At 70.1% G+C, this 21,342-nt stretch carries 18 protein-coding genes; 3 read left to right on the top strand and 15 right to left on the bottom strand.

The genetic code is table 11. The annotated features are described in order from the left end of the window. Window positions 1-101 precede the first annotated feature (101 nt). The 8 genes from ACWD0F_RS18255 to rpmE all read right to left on the bottom strand — a co-directional run bounded on the left by ACWD0F_RS18255 (window position 102) and on the right by rpmE (window position 8,258). Complete coding sequence (locus ACWD0F_RS18255) at window positions 102-1,388, bottom strand: glycosyltransferase family 4 protein (protein WP_449876787.1); 1,287 nt, start codon at window positions 1,386-1,388, stop codon at window positions 102-104. A 57-nt stretch (window positions 1,389-1,445) separates the two neighbouring features. Next, window positions 1,446-2,711 (bottom strand): serine hydroxymethyltransferase, encoded by a 1,266-nt coding sequence (locus ACWD0F_RS18250; protein ID WP_449876785.1) that lies wholly within the window; start codon window positions 2,709-2,711, stop codon window positions 1,446-1,448. Between the two features lie 100 nt (window positions 2,712-2,811). Beyond that, window positions 2,812-3,189 (bottom strand): hypothetical protein, encoded by a 378-nt coding sequence (locus ACWD0F_RS18245; RefSeq protein WP_449876783.1) that lies wholly within the window; start codon window positions 3,187-3,189, stop codon window positions 2,812-2,814. Further along, window positions 3,189-5,201 carry a hypothetical protein gene (locus ACWD0F_RS18240; protein WP_449876781.1) on the bottom strand — a complete coding sequence of 671 codons (2,013 nt, stop codon included), beginning with the start codon at window positions 5,199-5,201 and terminating at the stop codon, window positions 3,189-3,191. The genes ACWD0F_RS18245 and ACWD0F_RS18240 overlap by 1 nt, the downstream gene beginning before the upstream one ends. Before the next feature lie 88 nt (window positions 5,202-5,289). Continuing rightward, window positions 5,290-5,934, bottom strand: coding sequence for an L-threonylcarbamoyladenylate synthase (locus ACWD0F_RS18235; RefSeq protein ID WP_449876779.1), 645 nt, complete (start codon window positions 5,932-5,934; stop codon window positions 5,290-5,292). Window positions 5,935-6,049: 115 nt separating this feature from the next. Then, a complete protein-coding gene (gene prmC, locus ACWD0F_RS18230) occupies window positions 6,050-6,904 on the bottom strand; it encodes a peptide chain release factor N(5)-glutamine methyltransferase (protein WP_449876777.1) in 855 nt (284 codons plus the stop codon). Further along, window positions 6,901-7,953, bottom strand: coding sequence for a peptide chain release factor 1 (gene prfA, locus ACWD0F_RS18225; RefSeq protein WP_449876775.1), 1,053 nt, complete (start codon window positions 7,951-7,953; stop codon window positions 6,901-6,903). The genes prmC and prfA overlap by 4 nt, the downstream gene beginning before the upstream one ends. 86 nt (window positions 7,954-8,039) lie before the next feature. Continuing rightward, a complete protein-coding gene (rpmE, locus tag ACWD0F_RS18220; protein ID WP_449876773.1) occupies window positions 8,040-8,258 on the bottom strand; it encodes a 50S ribosomal protein L31 in 219 nt (72 codons plus the stop codon). 197 nt (window positions 8,259-8,455) lie between these two features. Between rpmE and ACWD0F_RS18215 the strand changes: the two genes are divergently transcribed. Continuing rightward, a complete protein-coding gene (locus ACWD0F_RS18215) occupies window positions 8,456-9,466 on the top strand; it encodes a hypothetical protein (protein ID WP_449876771.1) in 1,011 nt (336 codons plus the stop codon). A 37-nt stretch (window positions 9,467-9,503) separates the two neighbouring features. Here ACWD0F_RS18215 and ACWD0F_RS18210 read toward each other — a convergent pair whose 3' ends face one another. The 5 genes from ACWD0F_RS18210 to thrC all read right to left on the bottom strand — a co-directional run bounded on the left by ACWD0F_RS18210 (window position 9,504) and on the right by thrC (window position 16,156). Beyond that, complete coding sequence (locus ACWD0F_RS18210) at window positions 9,504-10,139, bottom strand: response regulator (protein WP_449876770.1); 636 nt, start codon at window positions 10,137-10,139, stop codon at window positions 9,504-9,506. A 10-nt stretch (window positions 10,140-10,149) separates the two neighbouring features. After that, on the bottom strand, window positions 10,150-11,415 hold the full coding sequence (locus tag ACWD0F_RS18205) for a sensor histidine kinase (protein ID WP_449876769.1): 1,266 nt from the start codon (window positions 11,413-11,415) through the stop codon (window positions 10,150-10,152). A 142-nt stretch (window positions 11,416-11,557) separates the two neighbouring features. After that, window positions 11,558-13,696, bottom strand: coding sequence for a transcription termination factor Rho (gene rho, locus ACWD0F_RS18200; protein ID WP_449876768.1), 2,139 nt, complete (start codon window positions 13,694-13,696; stop codon window positions 11,558-11,560). Window positions 13,697-14,147: 451 nt separating this feature from the next. Next, the gene (thrB, locus tag ACWD0F_RS18195; protein WP_449876767.1) at window positions 14,148-15,041 is read right to left on the bottom strand and encodes a homoserine kinase; all 894 of its coding nucleotides are present in this window, start codon (window positions 15,039-15,041) and stop codon (window positions 14,148-14,150) included. 56 nt (window positions 15,042-15,097) lie between these two features. Beyond that, a complete protein-coding gene (thrC, locus tag ACWD0F_RS18190; RefSeq protein WP_449876766.1) occupies window positions 15,098-16,156 on the bottom strand; it encodes a threonine synthase in 1,059 nt (352 codons plus the stop codon). 223 nt (window positions 16,157-16,379) lie between these two features. Here thrC and ACWD0F_RS18185 point away from each other — a divergent pair, with 223 nt between their 5' ends. Beyond that, window positions 16,380-17,855 (top strand): glycosyltransferase, encoded by a 1,476-nt coding sequence (locus ACWD0F_RS18185; RefSeq protein WP_449876764.1) that lies wholly within the window; start codon window positions 16,380-16,382, stop codon window positions 17,853-17,855. A gap of 92 nt (window positions 17,856-17,947) precedes the next feature. Here ACWD0F_RS18185 and ACWD0F_RS18180 read toward each other — a convergent pair whose 3' ends face one another. After that, complete coding sequence (locus ACWD0F_RS18180; protein ID WP_449876762.1) at window positions 17,948-19,612, bottom strand: glycosyltransferase family 2 protein; 1,665 nt, start codon at window positions 19,610-19,612, stop codon at window positions 17,948-17,950. Next, complete coding sequence (locus ACWD0F_RS18175; protein ID WP_449876760.1) at window positions 19,609-20,682, bottom strand: glycosyltransferase family 2 protein; 1,074 nt, start codon at window positions 20,680-20,682, stop codon at window positions 19,609-19,611. Before ACWD0F_RS18175 ends, ACWD0F_RS18180 begins: the two co-directional genes overlap by 4 nt. A 221-nt stretch (window positions 20,683-20,903) precedes the next feature. On the opposite strand from ACWD0F_RS18175, the gene ACWD0F_RS18170 reads away from it, so the two are divergent. Then, the gene (locus tag ACWD0F_RS18170) at window positions 20,904-21,341 is read left to right on the top strand and encodes a hypothetical protein (protein ID WP_449876758.1); all 438 of its coding nucleotides are present in this window, start codon (window positions 20,904-20,906) and stop codon (window positions 21,339-21,341) included. Window position 21,342 lies beyond the last annotated feature (1 nt).

Here is a 21,342-nt window from a genome sequence, read left to right as displayed (position 1 = left end):
CGTTTGCTACCTCCAGAATCTGTGCGTCTGAAGGTCCCTGCTCGTGAAAGATATCACAAGCTAACGGAAGACCGCTTTTACCTGCCGTTTCTAGTGCGCGATCAAGAACGGCTCGGAAAGGCTGGAATGACGGGATTGCCCTCGGCTGACGCGCGTTCGTGCGACGGGCCGTCGGCCGGCGGCATCCGCCGTCTGACCTCGGTCTCCGGCAGGATCGGCGGCATCGGCCCGGTGGGCGGCCCGTCGTCGTCGGGCTCGTTGCCGCGCGAGGCGGCGTGCGCCCCGCCCCTGCCCCGCCAGCGCGGCAGCGCCATCAGCACCAGCACGGCCAGCGCGAGCACGATGACCACGGGGAACAGCAGAACGGGCACGCCGATCGTGGACATCCCCACGATGCCGAAAGCGAACAGGAACGCCCACGCGTACATGATCAGCACGGATCTGCGGTGCGAGTGGCCGATGTCCATCAGGCGGTGATGCAGGTGGCCGCGGTCGGGCGCGAACGGCGACAGGCCCTGCGACGTGCGCCTGATCACCGCGGTTATCAGGTCGACCAGGGGCAGCACCAGCACGGCCGCGGGCAGGAGCAGCGGCAGCAGCACCGGCACCTTGTTCATGCCCTCGATGATCGCCGGGTCGAGCGGTGTCACGGTGACGATGGAGGAGGCCAGCACGAGCCCGATCAGCATCGCGCCCGTGTCACCCATGAAGATCTTCGCCGGATGGAAGTTGTGCGGCAGGAAGCCCAGGCAGGTGCCGATGAGGATGGCGGCGATGGCCGCCGTGGTGGTGATGCGCCCGCCGCTGATGTTGTCGGCCAGGAAGATCGAGTAGGCCCAGGTGGCCATGCCCGCGATGCAGACGATCCCGGCCGCCAGCCCGTCGAGCCCGTCGACGAAGTTGACCGCGTTGATGGTCACGACCACGACCATGATGGTGATGACCGTGCTGAGCGTGTAGTCGAGGCTGGTCGAGCCGCCCCAGTCCTGGGGCAGCGGGATGTAGAGCAGCCGCAGGTCGAAGAAGACCAGCACGCCCGCCGCCGCGATCTGCCCGGCGAGCTTGATGAAGGCGTCCATGCCCCACCAGTCGTCGAGGAACCCGGTCAGCGTGATGAGCCCGCCCGCCACGATGAGCGCCGTCACCGCGTTGCCGTCGGACTCCGCCAGCGCCGCGCCCGTGTGGGTGAGCTGGCTGGCGACCAGCAGCCCCACGACCAGCCCGCCGTACATCGCCAGCCCGCCCAGTCTCGGCGTCGGCGTGGTGTGCACGTCTCGCGCGCGGACCTCGGGCATGGCGCCGATGCGGATGGCGAAGCGCCGCACCAGCGGAACCAGCAGATAGGTCACCGCCGCTGAGATGAGCGCCATGAACAGGTATTCGCGCACGAACCTAGTTTCCCGGATGCTCCGGCCCACTGTGACCGGAAAACGACACAGACCCGCTTAATATTCGCTGAGATATGGCTGATGTATGGCGAGAAGCGCTGAGACTCTTGCCCGAACCTCCTCCGCACGCTGCGGATGGCACACCGCCAGAGTCACCAGCGTGCCCACTTCTTCAAGTTCCTGGGGCCCCATGCCCTGGGTGGTCACGCAGGGCGTTCCGACGCGGATCCCCGACGTGATCGCCGCCGGCTCGGGATCGTACGGGATCACGTTGCGGTTGAGGGTGATCCCGGCGGCGGCGCACCTGCGCTCCGCCTCGGCCCCCGACGTCTGGACGCCGCGCAGATCGATCAGCGCCAGGTGCGTGTCGGTGCCGCCGGACACCGCCCGCATCCCCTCGACGGCGAGCGCGTCCGTCAGCGCCCGCGCGTTCGCGATCACCTGCCTGGCATAATCGGCGAACTCCGGCCGCCCCGCCTCCGCGAAGGCCACCGCCTTGGCCGCCACCACGTGCATCAGCGGGCCGCCCTGGACGAACGGGAACACCGCCCGGTCGATCCTCCTGGCCAGCTCCTCCGTGCACAGGATGGCCCCGCCGCGCGGTCCGCGCAGCGTCTTGTGGGTGGTGAGCGTCACGACGTCCGCGTACGGCACCGCCGACGGGATCGCGCCGCCCGCCATCAGCCCGACCGTGTGCGCCACGTCGGCCAGCAACCACGCCCCCACCTCGTCGGCGATCCCGCGGAAGATCGAGAAGTCGATCAGTCTCGGGTACGCGGTCGCGCCGCACACGATGACCTTCGGCTGATGCCGCAGGGCCAGATCCCTGACCTCGTCGTAGTCGATGAGTTCGGTGTCCCGCCGCACGCCGTACGAGACGACGTCGAACCATCTTCCCGAGAAGTTCACCTTGGAGCCGTGGGTGAGGTGACCGCCGTGCGGCAGCGCCATGGCCAGCATGGTGTCGCCGGGCTGGAGCAGCGCGGCGTAGGCGGCCAGGTTGGCGGAGGCGCCGGAATGGGGCTGGACGTTGGCGTGCTCGGCGCCGAACAAGCCGCGTGCCCGCTCGATCGCCAGCGCTTCGGCCCGGTCCACCACCTCGCAACCGCCGTAGTAGCGCCTGCCCGGGTAGCCCTCGGCGTACTTGTTGGTGAGGGTGGAACCCAGGGTGGCCAGAACGGCGGGCGAGGTGAAGTTCTCGCTCGCGATGAGCTGGATTCCGCCGCGTACCCGGTCCAGCTCGTCGAGCAGGACCTGCGCGATCTCGGGATCCTGCCTCAGCAGGGTCCCGAAGTCGGGGCCGTAGTAGGGCTGCGCACCCATTCCCCCACTGTACGACCTAATGTCCGTTTCTCCCATACGCCCAGCAACTTGCCGGAAATATCACCTCACTGTGCCTTCTGGCTGGATAACCTCATCGGTGTCAGTAGATGGAGGGCGCGCCGGCCTTCGCGGGGAGCCAGCGCGGCGTATCGGCGGCCTGGTCGCTGATCTCGGTCAGCACCGAATGGCGGTAGAGGGCCAGCCTGGTGCGCCATTCGCGGATGTCCTCCACGTAACGCTCGCCCACCGGGGCGTCCCAGGTCTGCGGGCTCTTGGCCATGCTGTACGCCTTGTCGAGGGCCGTTCTGAGGTCGTTCAGCTGGGGCTCGACGGTGTCCCAGGCCACGACGAGCCGCTCGTAGTCGGGGTTGAACTCCCATGCCCGCTGATCGCCCAGGGTGTTGGCTGGGTCGGCCGGCGGCTGGTCCTTCGGGTCCTTGGAGGTGAAGGGCCTGGGCCTGGGCGGGTCGGCGTACATCACGCGTTCCTTTCCGGCTTGCCGGGATCGACGCCGCCCGGCGGGCCGTCCGGCCTGACGTCCATGGACTGCCCTTCACCGTTGCCGTAGTCGCCCGGCGGGATCTGTACCGAGGGCACGTCCTGCGGCTGGATGTCGCGGACGTTGTCGGCGAGGGTCCGGAGGGCTTCGGGGTCGATGGGGCGGACGTTCACCGAGACGACGTCACTTCCGTCGGCGGCCCAGGCGGCGACGCCGGGACTCGCATCCGTCTCGTACGCGATCTGCGTGTTGTAGGGGGGCTCGGTGTTGTAGGCACGCTCGGCGTTGGAGGCGGGCTCGGCGTTGTACGCGGGCTCGGTGTCGTAGGCGATCTGCGGGTTGTAGGCAGGCTCGGCCGAGGGATTCGTCGGCGGAATGGTGACAGGCGCGCCTTGACCTCCCGCGCCCTGACCTCCTCCGCCCTGACCTCCTGCGCCCTGACCTCCTGCGCCCTGACCTCCTGCGCCCTGACCTCCTGCGCCCTGACCTCCTGCGCCCTGATCGCCAGCCCCCTGATCTCCCGTCCCTCGGTTTGTCGGCGGCTCGGCGCCATCGCCAGGAGTCTGCCCCGAACCACCCGGTGTCGGACTCGGTGTCGCGTCTGGGGTCGTGTCGGTCTTGGAGTCACAGGCGCTGTCGGTCCCTGCGGTGGCCGCCACGTCGCCGGCCGGGGTGGCCGCCGCCGCTCCGCTGCCGTCCGTGGGCGTGCTCGTGCCGGGCGTGCTCGTGCCATCAGTCGCGTAGGCGTTGACGTCAGCGGTCGCGCCGGTACCGGTACCGGTGCCAGTGCCTACGCCGGTGCCTGCTCCAGTTCCTGCTCCGGTGGCTGCTCCAGTGTCTGTGCCGGTGGCGCCTGTGTCAGGGGGCATCTTCGGCATGTCCGCCGGTTGCACGTCGTCGGCGTTCTCCAACAGGTTCTCAAGTTGCTCGGCCGTCGGCGGGTCGATGGGAATTTGCAGAACTTTGACCCCGTCCACCACCACGATCTGCGGTTTGGTCGGATCCTGCTGACCGTTGGCCGGGGTGTCGCTCGCGCCGCCGTCCGCCTCGGCCCCGCGGTCGCGCCTGCTTTCGACGTCGTCCTTGGGCTGATCGATGGGTTCGTTGATGGGCTGATCACCGGCCCTACCCTCGGCGTCGGTCCCCGTGTCCCGTCCCGTCCCCCGGTCCTGCCCCGTCCCAGTGTCCTTGGTGTCGTCACACGCCTTCCCGTCGGCGTCGGTGCCCGTCCCGGCCCCATCGCCGGTCCTCGCGCCATCACCTGTCTTGGGGTCATCGCCGGTTTTCGCACCGTCGCCCGTCTTGGGAGGCTCGACCGCCGTGCCGTCCTTGCCGGTCCTCGGCTCCTCACGGGCCTTGGGCTCGTCACCGGTCTTAGGCGTGTCACCCGTCTTGGGAGTGTCACCCGCCTTCGGGTCGTCGCCCGTCTTAGGCGTGTCACCTGTCTTAGGAGTGTCACCCGCCTTGGGGGTGTCACCCGCCTTGGGGGTGTCACCCGCCTTCGGGGTGTCACCCGCCTTCGGATCGTCGCCCCTCTTAGGATCGTCGCCCGTCTTGGGAGTGTCACCAGTTTTAGGCGTGTCACCCGTCTTGGGAGCGTCACCCGCCTTCGGGTCGTCGCCTGACTTGGGAGTGTCGCCGGTTTTGGGATGGTCGTCCTTCGGAGTTGTCCCGCCGGCCCGGGGATTCTCGTACCGCTCCCGATCCCCGCGCACCTCCTTGGGCGTGTCCTCGCCCGTCTTGGGCACCTCACGCCGCGGCGGATCTGCGCGCTTCTCCAGCGTCTCCAGCCGGACGTTGACGTCCTTGACCATCTTGTCGACGGCCTCGGCCACCTGAACGGGCCGATGGGTGGTCTGGGTGGACACCCCGGCCCGATTCATGGCCAGCCTGACCCGATCCTCGACCGCGCGCATCTGCGTGGCCGCGTGTTTCACCTCGGTCAACAGGTCACGGACCAGCTTGGGATCCATGCCGTCGAACTTGCCCATGGGCCACTCCCGGACGTATCGCCGTTCCGGGCCTCACGGTAATCATGGCCGCAGTGCGATAGCAGCCGGAATAAGCAGCGGGTATACGTCAGTCGGTGGCGACGTAGCCGATGATGCCGCGCAGCTTCTCCACCGAGATCGCCCCGCGCCGCAACAACCGGGGGACGGCCGAGGTGAGATCGAGAATGGTGGAAGGCGTGTTGTCGGCCGTCTTGCCGCCGTCGAGACAGACCGCGATCGACTCGCCGAGCTGCTCCTCGGCGTCCTCCGCCGTGGTGGCGGCCGGCGCGCCTGAGCGGTTGGCGCTGGAGACCGCCATAGGGCCGGTCTCCTTCAGGAGGTCGAGCGCCACCGGGTGGAGCGGCATGCGGATGGCCACCGTCCCCTTGGTGTCGCCCAGGTCCCAGGACAGGGCCCTGTTGGCCTTGCAGACCAGCGTGAGCGGCCCCGGCCAGAAGGCGTCTATCAAGTCCTGCCCATAGGGCCCGAGGTCGTCTGTGAGCGCTGTGGCGGCTCTGACGGTGCCCACGAGCACGGGCGGCGGCATGTCGCGCCCCCTGCCCTTGGCGTCGAGCAGTGCGGTGACCGCCGAGGCGGTGAAGGCGTCGGCGCCGATGCCGTAGACGGTGTCGGTCGGCAGCACCACCAGCTCGCCACGGCGTACGGCGGCCGCGGCCTCCGTCAGTCCCTCGGCCCGCTGTTCGAGGTCGGAGCAGTCAAAGCGTCGTCCCACGGTCTCGTTGCCTCGCTCCGCTCAGGGCGAGCGGCGCTGTCGAGGCCTCCTCCTTCCTCCTCGTTCGGGCACCGCGCTCCCCTCTGATTGAGGGGGCGCGCCGCCCGCGTGCATCCTAGTCTTGGCCCAGCCTGGCGGTGACGAAGCGGTCTCTTCTGGTGAGGTCCTGGCGAAGACGGACGTCCCGCCAGCCGTTGTCCTCGGGGAAGGTCAGATAGACCGCTCTGCCCTGCTCGTCGGCGTGCTCGACGGCGACCCAGCCACCGGGGCGCAGCAGGCGGCGGGCCGTGCGCTCCACCGCGCGCACCTCGCCGAGCCCGTCGTCGCCGGAGCCGTAGAGCGCCCTGGAGGGGTCGTAGTCGCGCACCTCGGGGTCGCGCGGGATCGCGCCGGGCGGGATGTAGGGCGGGTTGGAGATGACCAGGTCGACCGTGCCGTTGAGCTCGTGCAGCGCCTCGGCGAGGTCCTCGGGATGCAGGTGGGTGCGGCCCTGACCGTGCTCGGAGATGTTGCGCTTGGCCCAGGTGTAGGCCTCGGGATCGACCTCCACGGCGTGCACCTCGGCCAGCATCACCTCTTGGGCGATCGACAACGCGATCGCGCCCGAGCCCGTGCCGAGGTCGACGACGAGGGGCGCGGTCACGTCCATCGCGCGCAGGGTCTCGATGGCCCAGCCGGCCATCACCTCGGTCTCCGGCCTGGGCACGAACACGCCCGGCCCGACCGCGAGCTCCAGATAGCGGAAGTAGGCGTGCCCGGTGATGTGCTGCAGCGGCTCGCGGGCCTCGCGGCGCGCGATGCCCTCCCAGAACAGGGCGTCGAAGTCGGAGTCCTTGACCGTGTGGAGCTCGCTTCTGCGCACGCCGTGGACGAATGCCGCGATCTCCTCCGCATCAGTGCGGGGTGACGGCACACCTGCCTCGGCCAGCCGAGCGGTGGCGAGGGCGATCTCGTCCAGCAGAAATGTCATGAGTGTTGTGCGAGCTTCTCCGCCATCTCGGCGTCGATGAGGGCCTGGGTGACGGCATTGAGCTCACCGTCGAGAACCTGGTCGAGGTTATACGCCTTGAAGCCGACCCGGTGGTCGGAGATGCGGTTTTCCGGGAAGTTGTAGGTGCGGATGCGCTCGGAGCGGTCGACGGTGCGGACCTGCGACTTGCGCTCGGCCTGCGCGGCGGCGTCAGCCTGCTCCTGCGCGATGGCCAGCAGCCTGGCCCGCAGGATGCGCATGGCCGACTCCTTGTTCTGGAGCTGGCTCTTCTCGTTCTGGCAGGAGACGACCACGCCGGTCGGCAGGTGGGTGATGCGCACCGCCGAGTCGGTGGTGTTGACGCTCTGGCCGCCGGGGCCGCTGGAGCGGTAGACGTCGATGCGCAGGTCGTTGGCGTCGACGCTGACGTCGACCTCCTCGGCCTCCGGATAGATGAGCACGCCCGCGGCGCTGGTGTGGATGCGGCCCTGCGACTCGGTGACGGGCACCCGCTGAACGCGGTGGACGCCGCCCTCGAACTTGAGCCTGGCCCACACGCCCTCGTCGCCCTTGGCCCTGATGCCGACCGTGACGTCCTTGTAGCCGCCGAGGTCGGAGGGCTGGCTGTCGATGACCTCGGTCTTCCAGCCGATCCGCTCGGCGTAGCGGAGATACATCCGCAGGAGGTCGCCGGCGAACAGCGCGGACTCCTCGCCGCCCTCGCCCGCCTTGATCTCCATGATGATGTCCTTGTCATCGTTGGGATCACGCGGGATGAGCAGGTGCGTGAGCTTCTCCTCCAGCTGGGGGATGCGCACCTCGATCTCGGCCGCCTCCGCGGCGAACCCCTCGTCCTCGCCGGCCAGCTCCTTGGCGGCGGTCAGGTCCTCGCGGGCCGACTCGAGCTCGCGATAGGTGCCGACGACCGGCGTGAGCCGGGCATAACGCTTACCGAGGGTGCGGGCCTTGTTCTGGTCAGCGTGCACGGCGGGATCGGCGAGCTGCAGCTCCAGCTCGGAATACTCCTTGAGCAACTCGTCGAGGTTCACCGTGGGTCCTTCGTCTTTGGGTGTGGGCGCCGCACCAATAACGCCGACCCGGCGCACGGGGTGCGTCCGGGCCGGCGTCGGTGCAGCTAGTTGCCCGCGGGCTTCTTGCCGAAGCGCTTCTCGAAGCGAGCCACCCGGCCGCCGGTGTCGAGGATCTTCTGCTTGCCGGTGTAGAACGGGTGGCAGGCAGAGCACACGTCGGCGTGGATCACGCCGTTCTTGGCGGTGCTGCGGGTGGTGAACGTGCTGCCGCAGGAGCAGGAGACCTGCGTCACGTGATAGTCAGGATGAGTGTCGCGCTTCATGGCTGTCCTTTCGGGCTGCGGCCGCCGGGTCGCCACTCACATGGCGTGAACCGGAACCGCAAAAACGGTCAGCTACCAGTGTGCCAGATCGTGCAACCACCCCAGGCCATCGGTCATTCCCCAGGATCTCCAGGACGACGCCACTCCGGTCACATAGGCTCCGAACGCATCAATCGTAACTTTTGCGAAGGACGACCATGAAGCTGAGGCTGCTCCTGGCCACCGCCTTGGCGGCCGCCCTGCTCCTCGGCGGCACCGCCGTACCGGCCCTGGCCGACGACTTCACGGCGCAGGCGTCCGCCGAGGCGTACATCCCGCTCCAGAACGCCGTGGACGGCATCGTGACGCTCAGGCTCAAGGGCGCCGCCGAGGTCAGGAGCGTCACCGGCGCCATCGAGCCGCCGGGCAAGGCGGCGCGGGCGGTGACGTTCGACTTCAAGGCGGACGGGAAGACGGACGGTGCGGCCGAGCAGAAGATCACCGGCAGGTGGCCGATCACCGGGGACGATCCGGCCGGCGACTGGAAACTGCGGGTGGCCGTGGCCCGCGACGGCGGCACGAGCACCACGCCGTTCGTCGTCAAGGTCTCCGGCAAACAGGGCATCACCGCCGCGAACGTCACCCCCGACCCCGTCAAGCTGGTCAAGGGCGAGGACGTCAAGGTCACGGTCGAGGCGTCGGTGAAGGACGCGGCCGCGGTGTCGGCCAAGCTCGTCCGCGACGGCGAGTCGTTCGACCTCGGCGACCTGGCCAAGGAGCCCGACGGCCGCTACCGGGGCGTCACCTACTTCGGCGACGACGTCGCCGCGGGCGGCTGGACGCTGGAGATCTACGCGCGCAAGGGCGGTCAGACGCTCAAGGGCGTGGCGGGGTTCACGGTGGCGGCGGCGGCCGGCGGCCCGACCAAGAAGGTCAGGACCCGGGTGACGATCTCCGCGCCCGGCAAGGTGCGCAAGGGCCGGACATTCCGGGTGTACGGCAAGGTCTACCGGGGCTCGGCGGCCTACCCGGGAAAGCGGATCGAGGTCTACTTCAAGGCCAAGGGCACCAAGACCGCCAACCTCCTGGGCTTCGCGAGAACGAGCTCGACCGGCAAGTACACCAAGACGTACACGGCCAGGAGGGCCGGCTACTTCCGGATCCTGGTCCCCGGCACGAGCACGACCCGCGGCTCACTGTCGCCGCAGGAACTCGTGGACCTCAAGTAGCTCGTGGACCTCAAGTAGCTCGTGGACCTCAGGTAGGTCAGCGTCCCAGGTAGGTCAGCACGGCGAGCACTCGCCGGTGGTCCTCCGGCGCCGGCCCGAGGGCCAGCTTGGTGAAGATGCCGGAGATGTGTTTTTCCACCGCACCCTCGGACACGACCAGCCTGGTGGCGATGGCCGTGTTGGAGCGGCCCTCCGCCATCAGGGCCAGGACCTCGCGCTCACGCGGGGAGAGCGAGTCGAGCGGCGCGCCACGACGCTGGCGGCTGAGCAACTGCACGACCACCTCGGGGTCGATGACCGTGCCGCCCGCCGCGACCTGCCGCACCGCCTCCAGGAACTCGGCCACGTCGGCCACCCGCTCCTTCAGCAGGTAGCCGACGGCCCTGCCGATGAGGTCTCCCGCGTAGCGCTCCTCGACGTACTGCGACAGGACCAGGATCGGGAAGTCGGGCCTGACCGAGCGGACCCGCAGCGCCGCCCGCAGGCCCTCGTCGGTGTGGCTGGGCGGCATCCGGACGTCCACGATGGCCAGGTCGGGGTCGTGCTCCAGCACCGCCGCCACCAGCGCCGTCCCGTCCGAGACGGCCGCGACCGTCTCGATGCCGCCGTCGGCGAGCAGCCGCGACAACCCTTCGCGCAGAAGGACGGAATCCTCGGCGATGACCACGCGCATGGCCACATGACTACCACTCGCAGGGCAACTCCGCGCGCACGAGCGTGGAACCCCCCAGAGGGCTGTGCACGACGAGCAGGCCGTCGATGGTGGCCGCCCGGTCGGCCAGCCCGGAAAGGCCGCCTCCCGGGGTGATGACCGCGCCCCCGATGCCGTTGTCCCACACGTCCACGACCACGCCGCGATGATCCCTGACGACCGTGACGGACGCCTCGGTGGCGCCGGAGTGCTTGGCCATGTTGCTGAGCGTCTCGGCCACGATGAAGTACGCGATGCTCTCCACGGCGGCCGGTGGCCGCGCCGCCAGGTCGACGGACACGTCCACCCGGATCGGCGCCCGCGCCGCCAGCCCTGACAGGGCCGCGTCCAGGCCGCGGTCGCTGAGGATGGCCGGATGGATGCCCCTGGCCAGGTTGCGCAGCTCGGCGATGGCCGCCTTCGTGCCCGTGTACGCCTGGACGATGAGCGACCTGGCCGTCTCGGGATCGTCGTCGAACTTCGCCTGCGCCCGCCCCAGATCCACCGCTACGGACAACAACCGCTGCTGAGCGCCGTCATGCAGGTCCCGCTCGATCCTGCGCCGCTCGGTCTCGGCCGCGTCGACCCCCCGCGCGCGGCTGGCCCGCAGCCGCTCCTCCTCGCTGCCGCCGAGCAGCAGCACGGCCAGGGTGCCGTGCAGCCAGGCCATCCCCCGCATCAGGTACGCCGTCAGCACCAGCAGCCCCAGGCCGATGGCCGCCAGCACCCAGGCCCCGGCCCAGTCGTCCACGACCGCGTCGGAGCGCAACCCGGCGCCCTCCTGCAGCGCGAGCAGCAGGGGCTGGATCAGCGCCAGGCCCGAGCCCGTCCACAGGGCGAACGACACCGCCGCCTCGACGATCCCCAGCGGCAGGAGCATCAGCAGATAGCCCAGGTCCTTCCAGGTGGCCGGATCCACCAGCAGCCACTGGATGTGCGCGCCCAGGCCCCGCTCGGGACGCGCACGGTAGGGGTCGCGGATCCTGATCCCGAACGCCGCCCTGAGCAGCCGCCGCTCCAGCATCGCCCCGCCGCGCCACATCAGCACGGTCGCCATCGACAGCGGCACGCCCACCCAGACGATCGCCAGTGACAGCGAGATCGGCACCGCGACGGACAACACGATGAACCAGCCGAGCCCGAACCCCGCGCTGATCAGCAAGTACGGTGCCGCCCGCCAGGTCATGGGATCCGTCAGGACCCCCAGGGGCCCGTTCGGCCCGTAGGGCACGCGGTCTTTCAACGCCACCGATCGCATGCCCTCCAGCGTGCACCGGCGCACGCCTGGAGTGAATCCGGCAGGCTTCCCTCACAGGGGTGGGGCTAGCCCCCGTACCACACCCTGGGCAACGGAAAGGGGCGGCAGGGAGAACCCTGCCGCCCCTTCACGTACGGAGCCGCTAGTCGCGGTCGTTGCTCACCGTGGTCTTCTGGACCTGCAGGAGGAACTCCGCGTTGGACTTGGTCTCCTTCATCTTCTCCAGAAGCAGCTCAAGCGCCTGCTGCATGTCCAGCGCGTGCAGGACACGCCGCAGCTTCCAGACGATCTGGAGCTCGTCCTTGCCCATGAGGATCTCTTCCTTACGGGTGCCGGACGCGTCCACGTCCACCGCGGGGAAGATCCGCTTGTCGGCCAGGCCGCGGTTGAGCTTGAGCTCGGCGTTGCCGGTGCCCTTGAACTCCTCGAAGATGACCTCGTCCATCTTGGACCCGGTCTCGACCAGGGCCGTGGCGAGGATCGTCAGCGAGCCGCCGTTCTCGATGTTGCGGGCGGCGCCGAAGAAGCGCTTGGGCGGGTAGAGCGCCGTGGAGTCGACACCACCCGACAGGATGCGACCGGATGCCGGGGCCGCCAGGTTGTAGGCGCGGCCGAGGCGGGTGATCGAGTCGAGCAGGACGACCACGTCGTGGCCCAGCTCCACCAGACGCTTGGCCCGCTCGATGGCGAGCTCGGCGACCGTGGTGTGGTCCTCGGCGGGACGGTCGAAGGTCGAGTGGATGACCTCGCCCTTGACCGACCGCTGCATGTCGGTGACCTCTTCGGGCCGCTCGTCCACGAGCACGACCATGAGGTGGCACTCGGGGTTGTTGCGGGTGATCGCGTTGGCGATCGCCTGCAGCACCATCGTCTTGCCGGCCTTCGGCGGCGAGACGATGAGACCGCGCTGGCCCTTGCCGATCGGCGCCACGAGGTCGATGATCCGCGTGGTGAGGATGTTGTGCTCGGTCTCCAGGCGCAGGCGCTCCTGCGGGTAGAGCGGCGTCAGCTTGTTGAAGTCGGGCCTGTTGCGGGCCTGCTCCGGGTCCATGCCGTTGACGGTGTCGAGGCGGACCAGGGCGTTGAACTTCTCACGCCGCTCGCCGTCGCGCGGCTGCCGGACGGCGCCGGTGATGACGTCGCCCTTGCGCAGGCCGTTGCGGCGGATCTGGGCCAGCGAGACGTAGACGTCGTTGCTGCCCGGCAGGTAGCCGCTGGTCCTGACGAACGCGTAGTTGTCGAGGATGTCGAGGATGCCGGCGATCGGGATGAGCACGTCGTCGTCGCCGATGACGGGCTCATTGCTGTCGAAGCGCTCACGGCCACGGCCGCGGTTGCGCTCCCTGAAGCGGCCCCTGCGGCCACGCCCGCGCTCATCGTCATCGACACCGCCGCGCGGGTCGTTGCGTGGGTCGCTCCGCTGGTCACCGCGCGGGTCGGTCCGCTGGTCACCGCGCTGGTCGGCACGGCCGCCGGCGTCGGAGACCCGCTCGCGCTGGTCGGCACGACCGCCGTCACGACCGTCACGACCGTCACGGTTGTCACGGCCATCGCGGCTGTCACGACCGTCGCGGCTGTCACGACCATCCCGGCTGTCACGACCGTCGCGGATACCGTCGCGGCTGTCAGCACGGGTGTCGGAGCGGCTGTCGGCACGGTTGTCAGTACGGCTGTCGGCACGACCGCCCTCACCGCGGTCGCCGCCGGAGCGGTCGCCCCCACGGTCGCCACGCTCACGGCGCTCGCCGCGGCTGCGACGCTCACGACGGCTCTCGCCGCGGTCGGCGCGCGTGTCGCTCTGGCCGGTGTCGACGGACTGGGACTGCTGCTCCACGATCGGCTCCGCCTGGACGGCGGCGGCGACGGGCTCGGGCGCCACGGCCACGGGCTCGGCCGGCTGCGCGGCGGGCTGCGGAGTGGGCTCCTCGGCCGCCTTGACCCGGGAACGTTCCCTGCGGACGCGGGTGGGCCGCTCTGCCGCCGGCGCCGCCTCAGTCGTGACGGGCGCGGCCTCTGCTACGGGCGCGGACGTCGCCGCGCCGTCTCCGGAACCGCCACCCTGCTTCTCCTGGATGGCCGCGATGAGCTGGCTCTTCCGCATGCGCCCGGTCCCGCTGATGCCCAGCTCGGCGGCCATCTTCTGCAGCTCGGGCAGCACCTTGGCGGACAGGCCGGTGCCGGAGCGACGCGCACGCGGCTTGGCCGCTGCGCGGGTGGGGGTGTCCCCGGACGCCGGCTCAGCGCCTGATGCGTCGGAGAGGAGTTCGGTGGTGTCGCTCAACTAAAAGGTCCTTCCCAGGGGTCGGGCGCCGGTTTTGTTCTGCCGGGCGTCCCGGAGGTGCTTGCGATCCGGCGGGACAGACCGGGTCGGGGTGCACTTTGCGATCTTCGGCTGTCGCTGAGGACGGCCGCCACTTTTGGGTAGGGGCTCGTCCACATCACCAATTGGGCCCTTGGCGTGTGGCTGAGACCCCCCAGATGCTGTCGCCGGCCAGATGATTCGAACGCGCAGGTCCCCGTCGTCGCCGCCTCGCGTTGGGCCAACCGGGTGTGGGCCAACCGGAGGCAAACGGATTCCGGGGAGACAGCCGCGCTGCCCACGCCTCGCGACGTGCAGCATGATGCAGCGATGTATGGCTGACAAGCACGCACCCACCAAGGGGGCATCTGGTGCGGCTATCAGCCTAACATCACCAGCGCGCACGGCTATTCCCTGAAGGTCTAAAGAGGCATCAGCGTGTCTCGGGGAACTGAACGTTCGCACCAAACGGGTCGACGTCCATTAGCTGGATGTGCCAGTCATTACCCACTTGTGGTGCGATCAAATCCTGCGTATCCGATGTCGAAAACGCAAGAACCGTGGGACCCGCTCCCGAAACGACCGCGGGCACGCCCACCGCACGGAGACGTTCTACCAGATTCGCGCTCTCCCGCATCGCAGGCGCGCGGTAGTGCTGGTGGAGCCGATCTTCTGTGGCGGCGAGCAGAAGCCCTCGCTCGGGCCGCTGGGTCAGCGCGGCGATCAGCAGCGCGGCCCGGCCGGCGTTGAAGGACGCGTCCTTGTGGGGCACGTCCTTCGGCAACAACCCCCGAGCGGTCTCCGTGGACAGCCGCGTCGAAGGAACGACGACGACAGGACGGACCCGCTGGTCGGGAGTCAGCTTCACCATACGCGGGGCCCCGGCGTGGTCCGACCAGGCCACGGTCAGCCCGCCGGCCAGACAGGGCGCCACGTTGTCGGGGTGGCCCTCCATCTCGGTGGCCAGCGCGAACACCTCGTCGTCGGAGAGCTCCCCCTCGCCCAGCGCGCGGGCGGCCAGGATGCCCGCGCACACGGCGGCGGACGACGACCCGAGACCGCGGGCGTGCGGAATCCTGTTAGAACATCGCAACCTGATCCCGCCGGGCTGCGGGTCTCCCATGCGGGCGAACGCCAGGCGCATCGCCCGGACGATCAGATGGCCCTCGCCGGTGTCGACCTCTCCCGCGCCCTGCCCCTCGACGGTGACGTGGACGCCGGGCTCCCCCGTGAGCGTGGCCTCGACCTCGTCGTACAGGCTCAGTGCCAGCCCCAGCGCGTCGAACCCCGGCCCGAGGTTCGCCGACGTGGCCGGCACGCGGATCACAACGCTCTTCACTCGATTCCTCCCGTGCCCACCCCTGGGCCCCCGTGTGCGCGCCGTCAGGCCAGGTTGAGCGCCGCCGCGGCCGCGTGGACGTCGATGGGGATGACGACCGGCGCGGGCGCGCCGGCGATCGCCCAGTCGGGATCCTTCAGGCCGTTGCCGGTGACCGTGCAGACGATGCGCTGACCGGGCTCGACCAGGCCCTGCGCGTGTGCCTGCAGCAGGCCGGCCACGCTGGCTGCCGACGCGAGCTCCACGAACACGCCCTCTTCCTGGGCCAGCAGCTTGTACGCCGCCGCGATCTGCCGGTCGGTCACCGCCTGGATGACCCCGCCGGACTCGTCGCGGGCCGCGGTGGCCAGCGACCAGGAGGCCGGGTTGCCGATGCGGATGGCGGTGGCGATGGTGTGCGGATGGCTGACCGGCGCGCCCTCGACGATCGGCGCCGCGCCGCTGGCCTGGAAGCCGAACATGCGCGGCCGCCTCGTCGACACGCCGTCGCCGAAGTATTCCTGGTAACCCATCCAGTACGCCGAGATGTTGCCCGCGTTGCCCACGGGGATGCAGTGGATGTCGGGCGCGTCGCCCAGCGTGTCGACGATCTCGAACGCGGCCGTCTTCTGCCCCTGCAACCGGAACGGGTTGACAGAGTTGACCAGCGCGATCGGGTAGCTGGACGACAACTTGCGGGTCATCTCCAGGCAGTCGTCGAACGACCCCTCGACCTGCAGCAGCGTGGCGCCGTGCACGAGCGCCTGGGCCAGCTTGCCCATGGCGATCTTCCCCTTGGGCACCAGCACGGCGCAGGTCAGCCCGGCGCGCACGGCGTAGGCCGCGGCCGAGGCCGAGGTGTTGCCGGTGGAGGCGCAGATGACCGCCTTGGCGCCTTCCTCGACCGCCTTGCTGATGGCCATCGTCATCCCGCGGTCCTTGAAGCTGCCCGTCGGGTTGGCCCCCTCGACCTTCAGGTAGACCTCGCACCCGGTCAGAGCCGAGACGCGGCGGGCGGGCACCAGCGGTGTGCCGCCTTCGAGGAGCGTGATGACCGGCGTCTTCGTCGTGACGGGAAGACGCTCGCGGTATTCCTCGATGAGGCCACGCCACGACCTGCTCATGATGACTCCCTCTACCTGCGGTGTTGGGCACAGAGTGTACGGGGTGCCGCACCCCGCGCGGAGCCGCGTCCACGGGTCGGACACCGCCCCGGCGCAGGTCGGGCGGGGGCCGGGCGGCCTCGGATCCGTGTCAGGCGCACGGGTGGGGCGATGGGTTGGACAGGGGCACTATTCAGGAAATTCTCAGCATCTCCCGATAGGGTCGCGGAAGGGGGTCACCACCATGAACGCGCGTCCTGCGCTGAGGCAGAACGACTATTCACCAGTAACGGCGCCGCAGCTCGGCGCCTGGTCGCCCGCACTGTCCGTGAGCGTGGTGATACCGGCGTACGGCGGGCAGGACCGGCTCGATCTGGTGCTCGCCGCGCTGGCGGCGCAGACGTACCCTGGCCATCTGCTGGAGGTCCTGGTCGTCGACGACGGCAGCACGCCGCCGATCCGGCTGCCCGAGATCAGGCCGGACAACAGCCGCGTCGTCCGCGTACGCGACAACTGGGGCATCTCCAACGCCGTCAACACCGGCGCCAAGGCCGCCGACGGCGAGATCATCCAGCGGCTCGACGCCGACATGGTGGCCTGCCGGGAGCACATCGAGGCCCTGGCCCGCTGGCATCACGTGACGGATTACCTGGTCACGATCGGGATGAAGAAGTTCGTCGACGCGCCGCCCGTGACGCCGCGCCAGGTCTTCCAGGCCGGAGATCTAAGCGAGCTGTTCGAGCTGGACGGGGCCGTGGCGAGCTCCACCGAGGCGACGATCGCCAAGACCGACGGGCTGCGCAAGAGCCGCAATCCCTATCACGTGTGCACGGGGCCGACGTTCGCCCTGCCGCGGGAGGTCTTCGACGCCGTGGGCGGTCTCGACCCGACCGTGGCGCGGGGCGAGGACACCGAGTTCGCCTACCGGCTGGCCATGCACGGCGTGGTCTTCGTGCCGGACCTGGCGGCGCAGGCCGTGCATCTGGGGCTGCCGGCGCAGCACCGTGACAGGGAGCGGGCCGTGCGGGCGGTGGAGCCGTACCTGGCGCATCGCATCCCGCTACGGCGTGACCTGCGCAAGGATCGGGCGCGGCGGTGGCTGGTGCCCTACGTCGAGATCGTGCTCGACGTGACCGACACCTCCGAGTCCGTGGTGCGGCGGGCGGTGGCGGCGGCGCTGGACGGGAAGCTGCAGGACGTCGTGGTGACGCTGGTGGGGCCGTGGTCCCGGCTGGACGACTCGCGCCGTTTCTCCCTTTCCGACCCGTGTTTCGAGCTGCGGCTGCTGCGTGATCTGTTCGCGCACGACGAACGCGTCCGCCTGATCGACGAGGCCGCTCCGACGCCCTCCCCGACGCCGTTCCGCTATCGGGGGCCGGTGGACGTGGCGCTGCACCGGGTCACGCTGGAGCGCATGATCGAGTCGGTGCAGAAGGACCTCGCCGGCGTCCTGGTCGTCGACCTGCCCGACGGGCGCACGGCCCGCCTCGAACGCACCTCCGCCCTCGGGCGCGCCGCGCTGCTCGCCGACGCGGGGGCCGACCTGGACGACCTCATCGACACCACCCACGGCGTACGCCACGAGCCGCCGGACCGCTTCTGGCCCGCGCCGGCCCAGCCGGAGCCGGTCACCATCCCCGCGCCGGTGCCGGCGGTGACCGCCGAGCCGCCCGAGCAGACCCTGCTCAGACGCCTGAAGTCCGCCCTGCGCCCCAACTGACGCCCTTCGGGCAGCGCGCCGCTCTCAAAGCGGCGCGCTGTTTCGGGCGGGCGGTTCCCTTTGGGGGGCACACGTCAGGCGGGGCCAGTGGGTCAGCCGTGCAGGCGTTTGCCGAGGGCGCGCTTCATGGTGGTGGACACCAGGACGCGCAGGCTCTGCTGGGCCCGGTTGGCGGCGGCGACCTGGCGGCGCAACGTGCCGACCTCGCGCCGGAGCTCCACGGCCGACTTGCGCCAGCGCCCCGCCTCCTCCTTCCACTTGACCACCTGCCCGCGCAGCCGTTCGACCTCCTTGGCCAGCCTGGCGGCCTCCGCCTGCGCCTCCGTCCTGGCGCGGTAGGCGCCGCGCCGCCCGAGCAGCGGCACGGCCTCGGTGGTGAAGCCGTAGGTCTCCCCCTCGACCCAGGACACGCCGGACACCGCGTCCACCACATCGTCCAGGTCGTCTCCCGGCGTGCGCACGATGCGAGCCCTGGCGAAGGCCGACGCGCGTTCGAGCCGGGCCGCCACGACGCCCTGGGAGGACTCGTGGAGCAGCACGTTCACCAGCCCGAGGCCCTCGTCGCGGGCCAGGTCGAACAGCCGGGCCAGGCTGTCCTCGCCGGGGATCCAGCCGGGCGGCAGACGCAGCACGAAGGGCACGGCGGGGTCGACGTCTCCGGTGGTCGACAGGCGTACCCGGCCCTCGTGCTCGTAGTGGCCGCAGACCAGGACGAGGTCGAGATCGGGATCCTGCAGCGGGGCGCGCCGGTCGCGCTGGAGGGTGTCCCAGGGGCCGAGCAGGAGGATGGAGATGTCGGGCACGGTGCCGGCGAGCAGCGCGTCCACGGTGGCCCGGACCTCGTCGTATCCCGCGGCGCCGTCGACGACGACGGTGACGTACGGGATCTTCCACTGCCGTCCAGGATGGCCGCGCAACCAGCGGTAGGCGGGGATGCGGTCGGCCACGAACGCGTGGCTCACCCGGTCGATGGGCTGCTTGTCGCGCATGCGCATCGTGGGGCCGAGGTGGTAGGCGCGGGCGGCCGGCTCGGGGACGAAGACCGCGCCGGCCTGCGCCAGGCGGTAGCCCATCTCGGTGTCCTGGCCGAGGATCAGGTCGTCGTCCATGGGCCCGGCCGCTTCGATCAGCCGGGCGTTGACCGAGGTCGCGCCGCCGACGTGCAGGCTGAACGGGCGCTGGGGGTTGTCGGTGAGGCCGTCGGTGCGCTCGACCAGGTCGACGATCCAGGCGTGCGGCTCGGCCGGCTCGAAGTACGCTTCGAGGTCGTCGGGCAGCTCGGCCGGCGGCTCTGCGTCGGTGAACCTGAGGTAGCCCGTCACGACGACGTAGGGCGCGGCGTGGTGCCAGCGCATGTGGGCCTCGATCGCGCCCGGGGTGAGCACCACGTCGGAGTCGAGCCAGTGGATCACGTCGCCGGTCGCCTCGGCGAGACCGGCGTTGCGGGCGGCGGCCCGGCCGGGCCGCGCACAGACGATCAGGCGGGTGCCGCTCGGGCGTGTGGCGGGCAGGCGCAGCGGCGGGGTGGTGCCGTTGTCGACGACGATGACCTCGGTCAGCTCCGCCGGGTAGGTCTGCCGGGCGAGGCCGGCCAGCACCAGGTCAAGCTTGTCCTGTCCACCATACGAGGGGATGACGACGCTGACCTTGAGCTCAGGGGTGCGGCCTTGCGCGGGGGCCAGGACCCGATAGTCGTTGCCGCGCACCGGAAGCCGCGCCGGAAGCCGCGCCGGTGCGGGGTCGTGCTCCGTCGTCATGCGGCTTCCATCAGCAGACTCGGGCGGAAGCCGCGCCACTGGCCGGCCGCCACCTTGAGGAAGTGGGCCAGCGGAAGTTGCCAGGTGTGCTGGTCGCTGAGTCCTCTGCGCAGGACGTAGCCCAGGCCGTGGGTCCGGTAGATGCGAGCTCCCGCGCTGTGCGCCGTTTTCAGGAATTCGAGGTCGACGGCTCGCGGCAAACCCGGAAAGCCGCCTATTTCGTGGAATTTCGCCCGGGGTACCAGGATCGTGCCTCCGGCCACGTGGTCGCCCCAGACCTCGCTCGGATAGCGCGCCCCGCTCGCGAACGTCGTACGCCTGACCATGGCCCGCAACGGCTCCAGGTAGAAGAACTCGGCCGTGGTGCCGACCACGTCGGCCCCGCTGTACGACAGGGCCATGACCAGGTCGGACAAGTGCTGCGGGCCGTACCAGTCGTCGTCATCCCATTTCGCCAGATAGTCACCGCTGGCCAGGGCCGCCGCCTGGTTGAGCACCTCGCCGAAGGGCACCGACGCCGGCGCCTCGACGTGCCGCACGGGCAGCGAACAGGATTCGACCGCCTCCCGTACCCGCTCGAACGCCACCCCGTGCAGCCCGAGCAGCACCTCGGCCGCGACGCCGCGCTGGCGTTCCATCTGGGCCAGCGCCGTGCCGACCAGGTTTGACCGCATGCTTGACATCACGATGCTGATCTTCGGGGTGGTCACCGGATGGGCCAGGCGGCGCAGGCGTACGCTGTGCTCCTCCCGCCGCAGGTCGGCCAGGGATCGCGCGGTGCCGTCGGCCGCGTGGCCGAGCCAGTCGTGGTCGGTGAGCAGGGCGGCGAGCCCGGCCGGCACCCAGGGCGGCGCGTGCTGGGCCGTCAGCGGGACGCCGGCGGCGGCCAGGGACATCAGCCCAGGCAGCGGCACCTCACGGGCGGGCCACTCGACCTCCAGGCCGCGCAGCGGGCGCAACGCGGGCACGTCGGGCGGCTCGCCGTCGACAGCCCAGTTGCCGTCCGCCCAATGCAGGCGGGCCAGCCCCTTCTCCGGCGTACGCACGAAGCCGCAAGGGGTGAAGGACATGGGCTCCTCCGACTCAAGACCAAGACCGGCGCCTACCTTACGCCGGTTTTACTGACTAGTAGACGTAAGTACCGCTTTGGGGAGATCTGATTGCCAGTGATCCTCCAGGAACTTTTGCCACCGCTGTGGCCAATGTTGATTAGGGTGTCAATAACCCCCAGATGTCCCAGAAGCCTCAGTTGTCCTGAGGTGGGGCGCCGATCTACGAAAGGTTTGCGTGGATGCCCTCGCCCCGCCGACTGGCAGCCCCCGCCGCACTTCTCGCAGTTCTGACGCTGGGCGCGCTCGCGCTCCTCGTGCTCGCCGACCTGATCACCCTCGGTGCGGCGGCGGCGACGGTGGCCTTCCTGATCACCCTGGCCGGTCTCGCGTTCCTCGCCGTCCTCCTGCGCCGCGTCGACGGCAAGGCGCACCGGATCGACCTGCGGATCAAGAAGCATGAGGCCGAGCTGGCCAGGACCACCACCGCGCTCAAGACCATCGAGAACCGGCTGGACGTGCTGGTGCAGGCCGTCGAGGACTCCGCCGCGCGGCGGGCCGACGACCTCGGTGCGATCCTGGCCTCGCTCGGGGAGGACCGGGTCAACGCCATGGCGCGGGCGCGAGAGGTGGAGGAGTTGCGCGCGGAGCTTCGCGCGCCGGCCAAGGACACCGTATGAC

Source organism: Nonomuraea sp. NPDC002799 (assembly GCF_053592075.1).
This window is presented reverse-complemented; position numbering and strand designations above follow the sequence as displayed.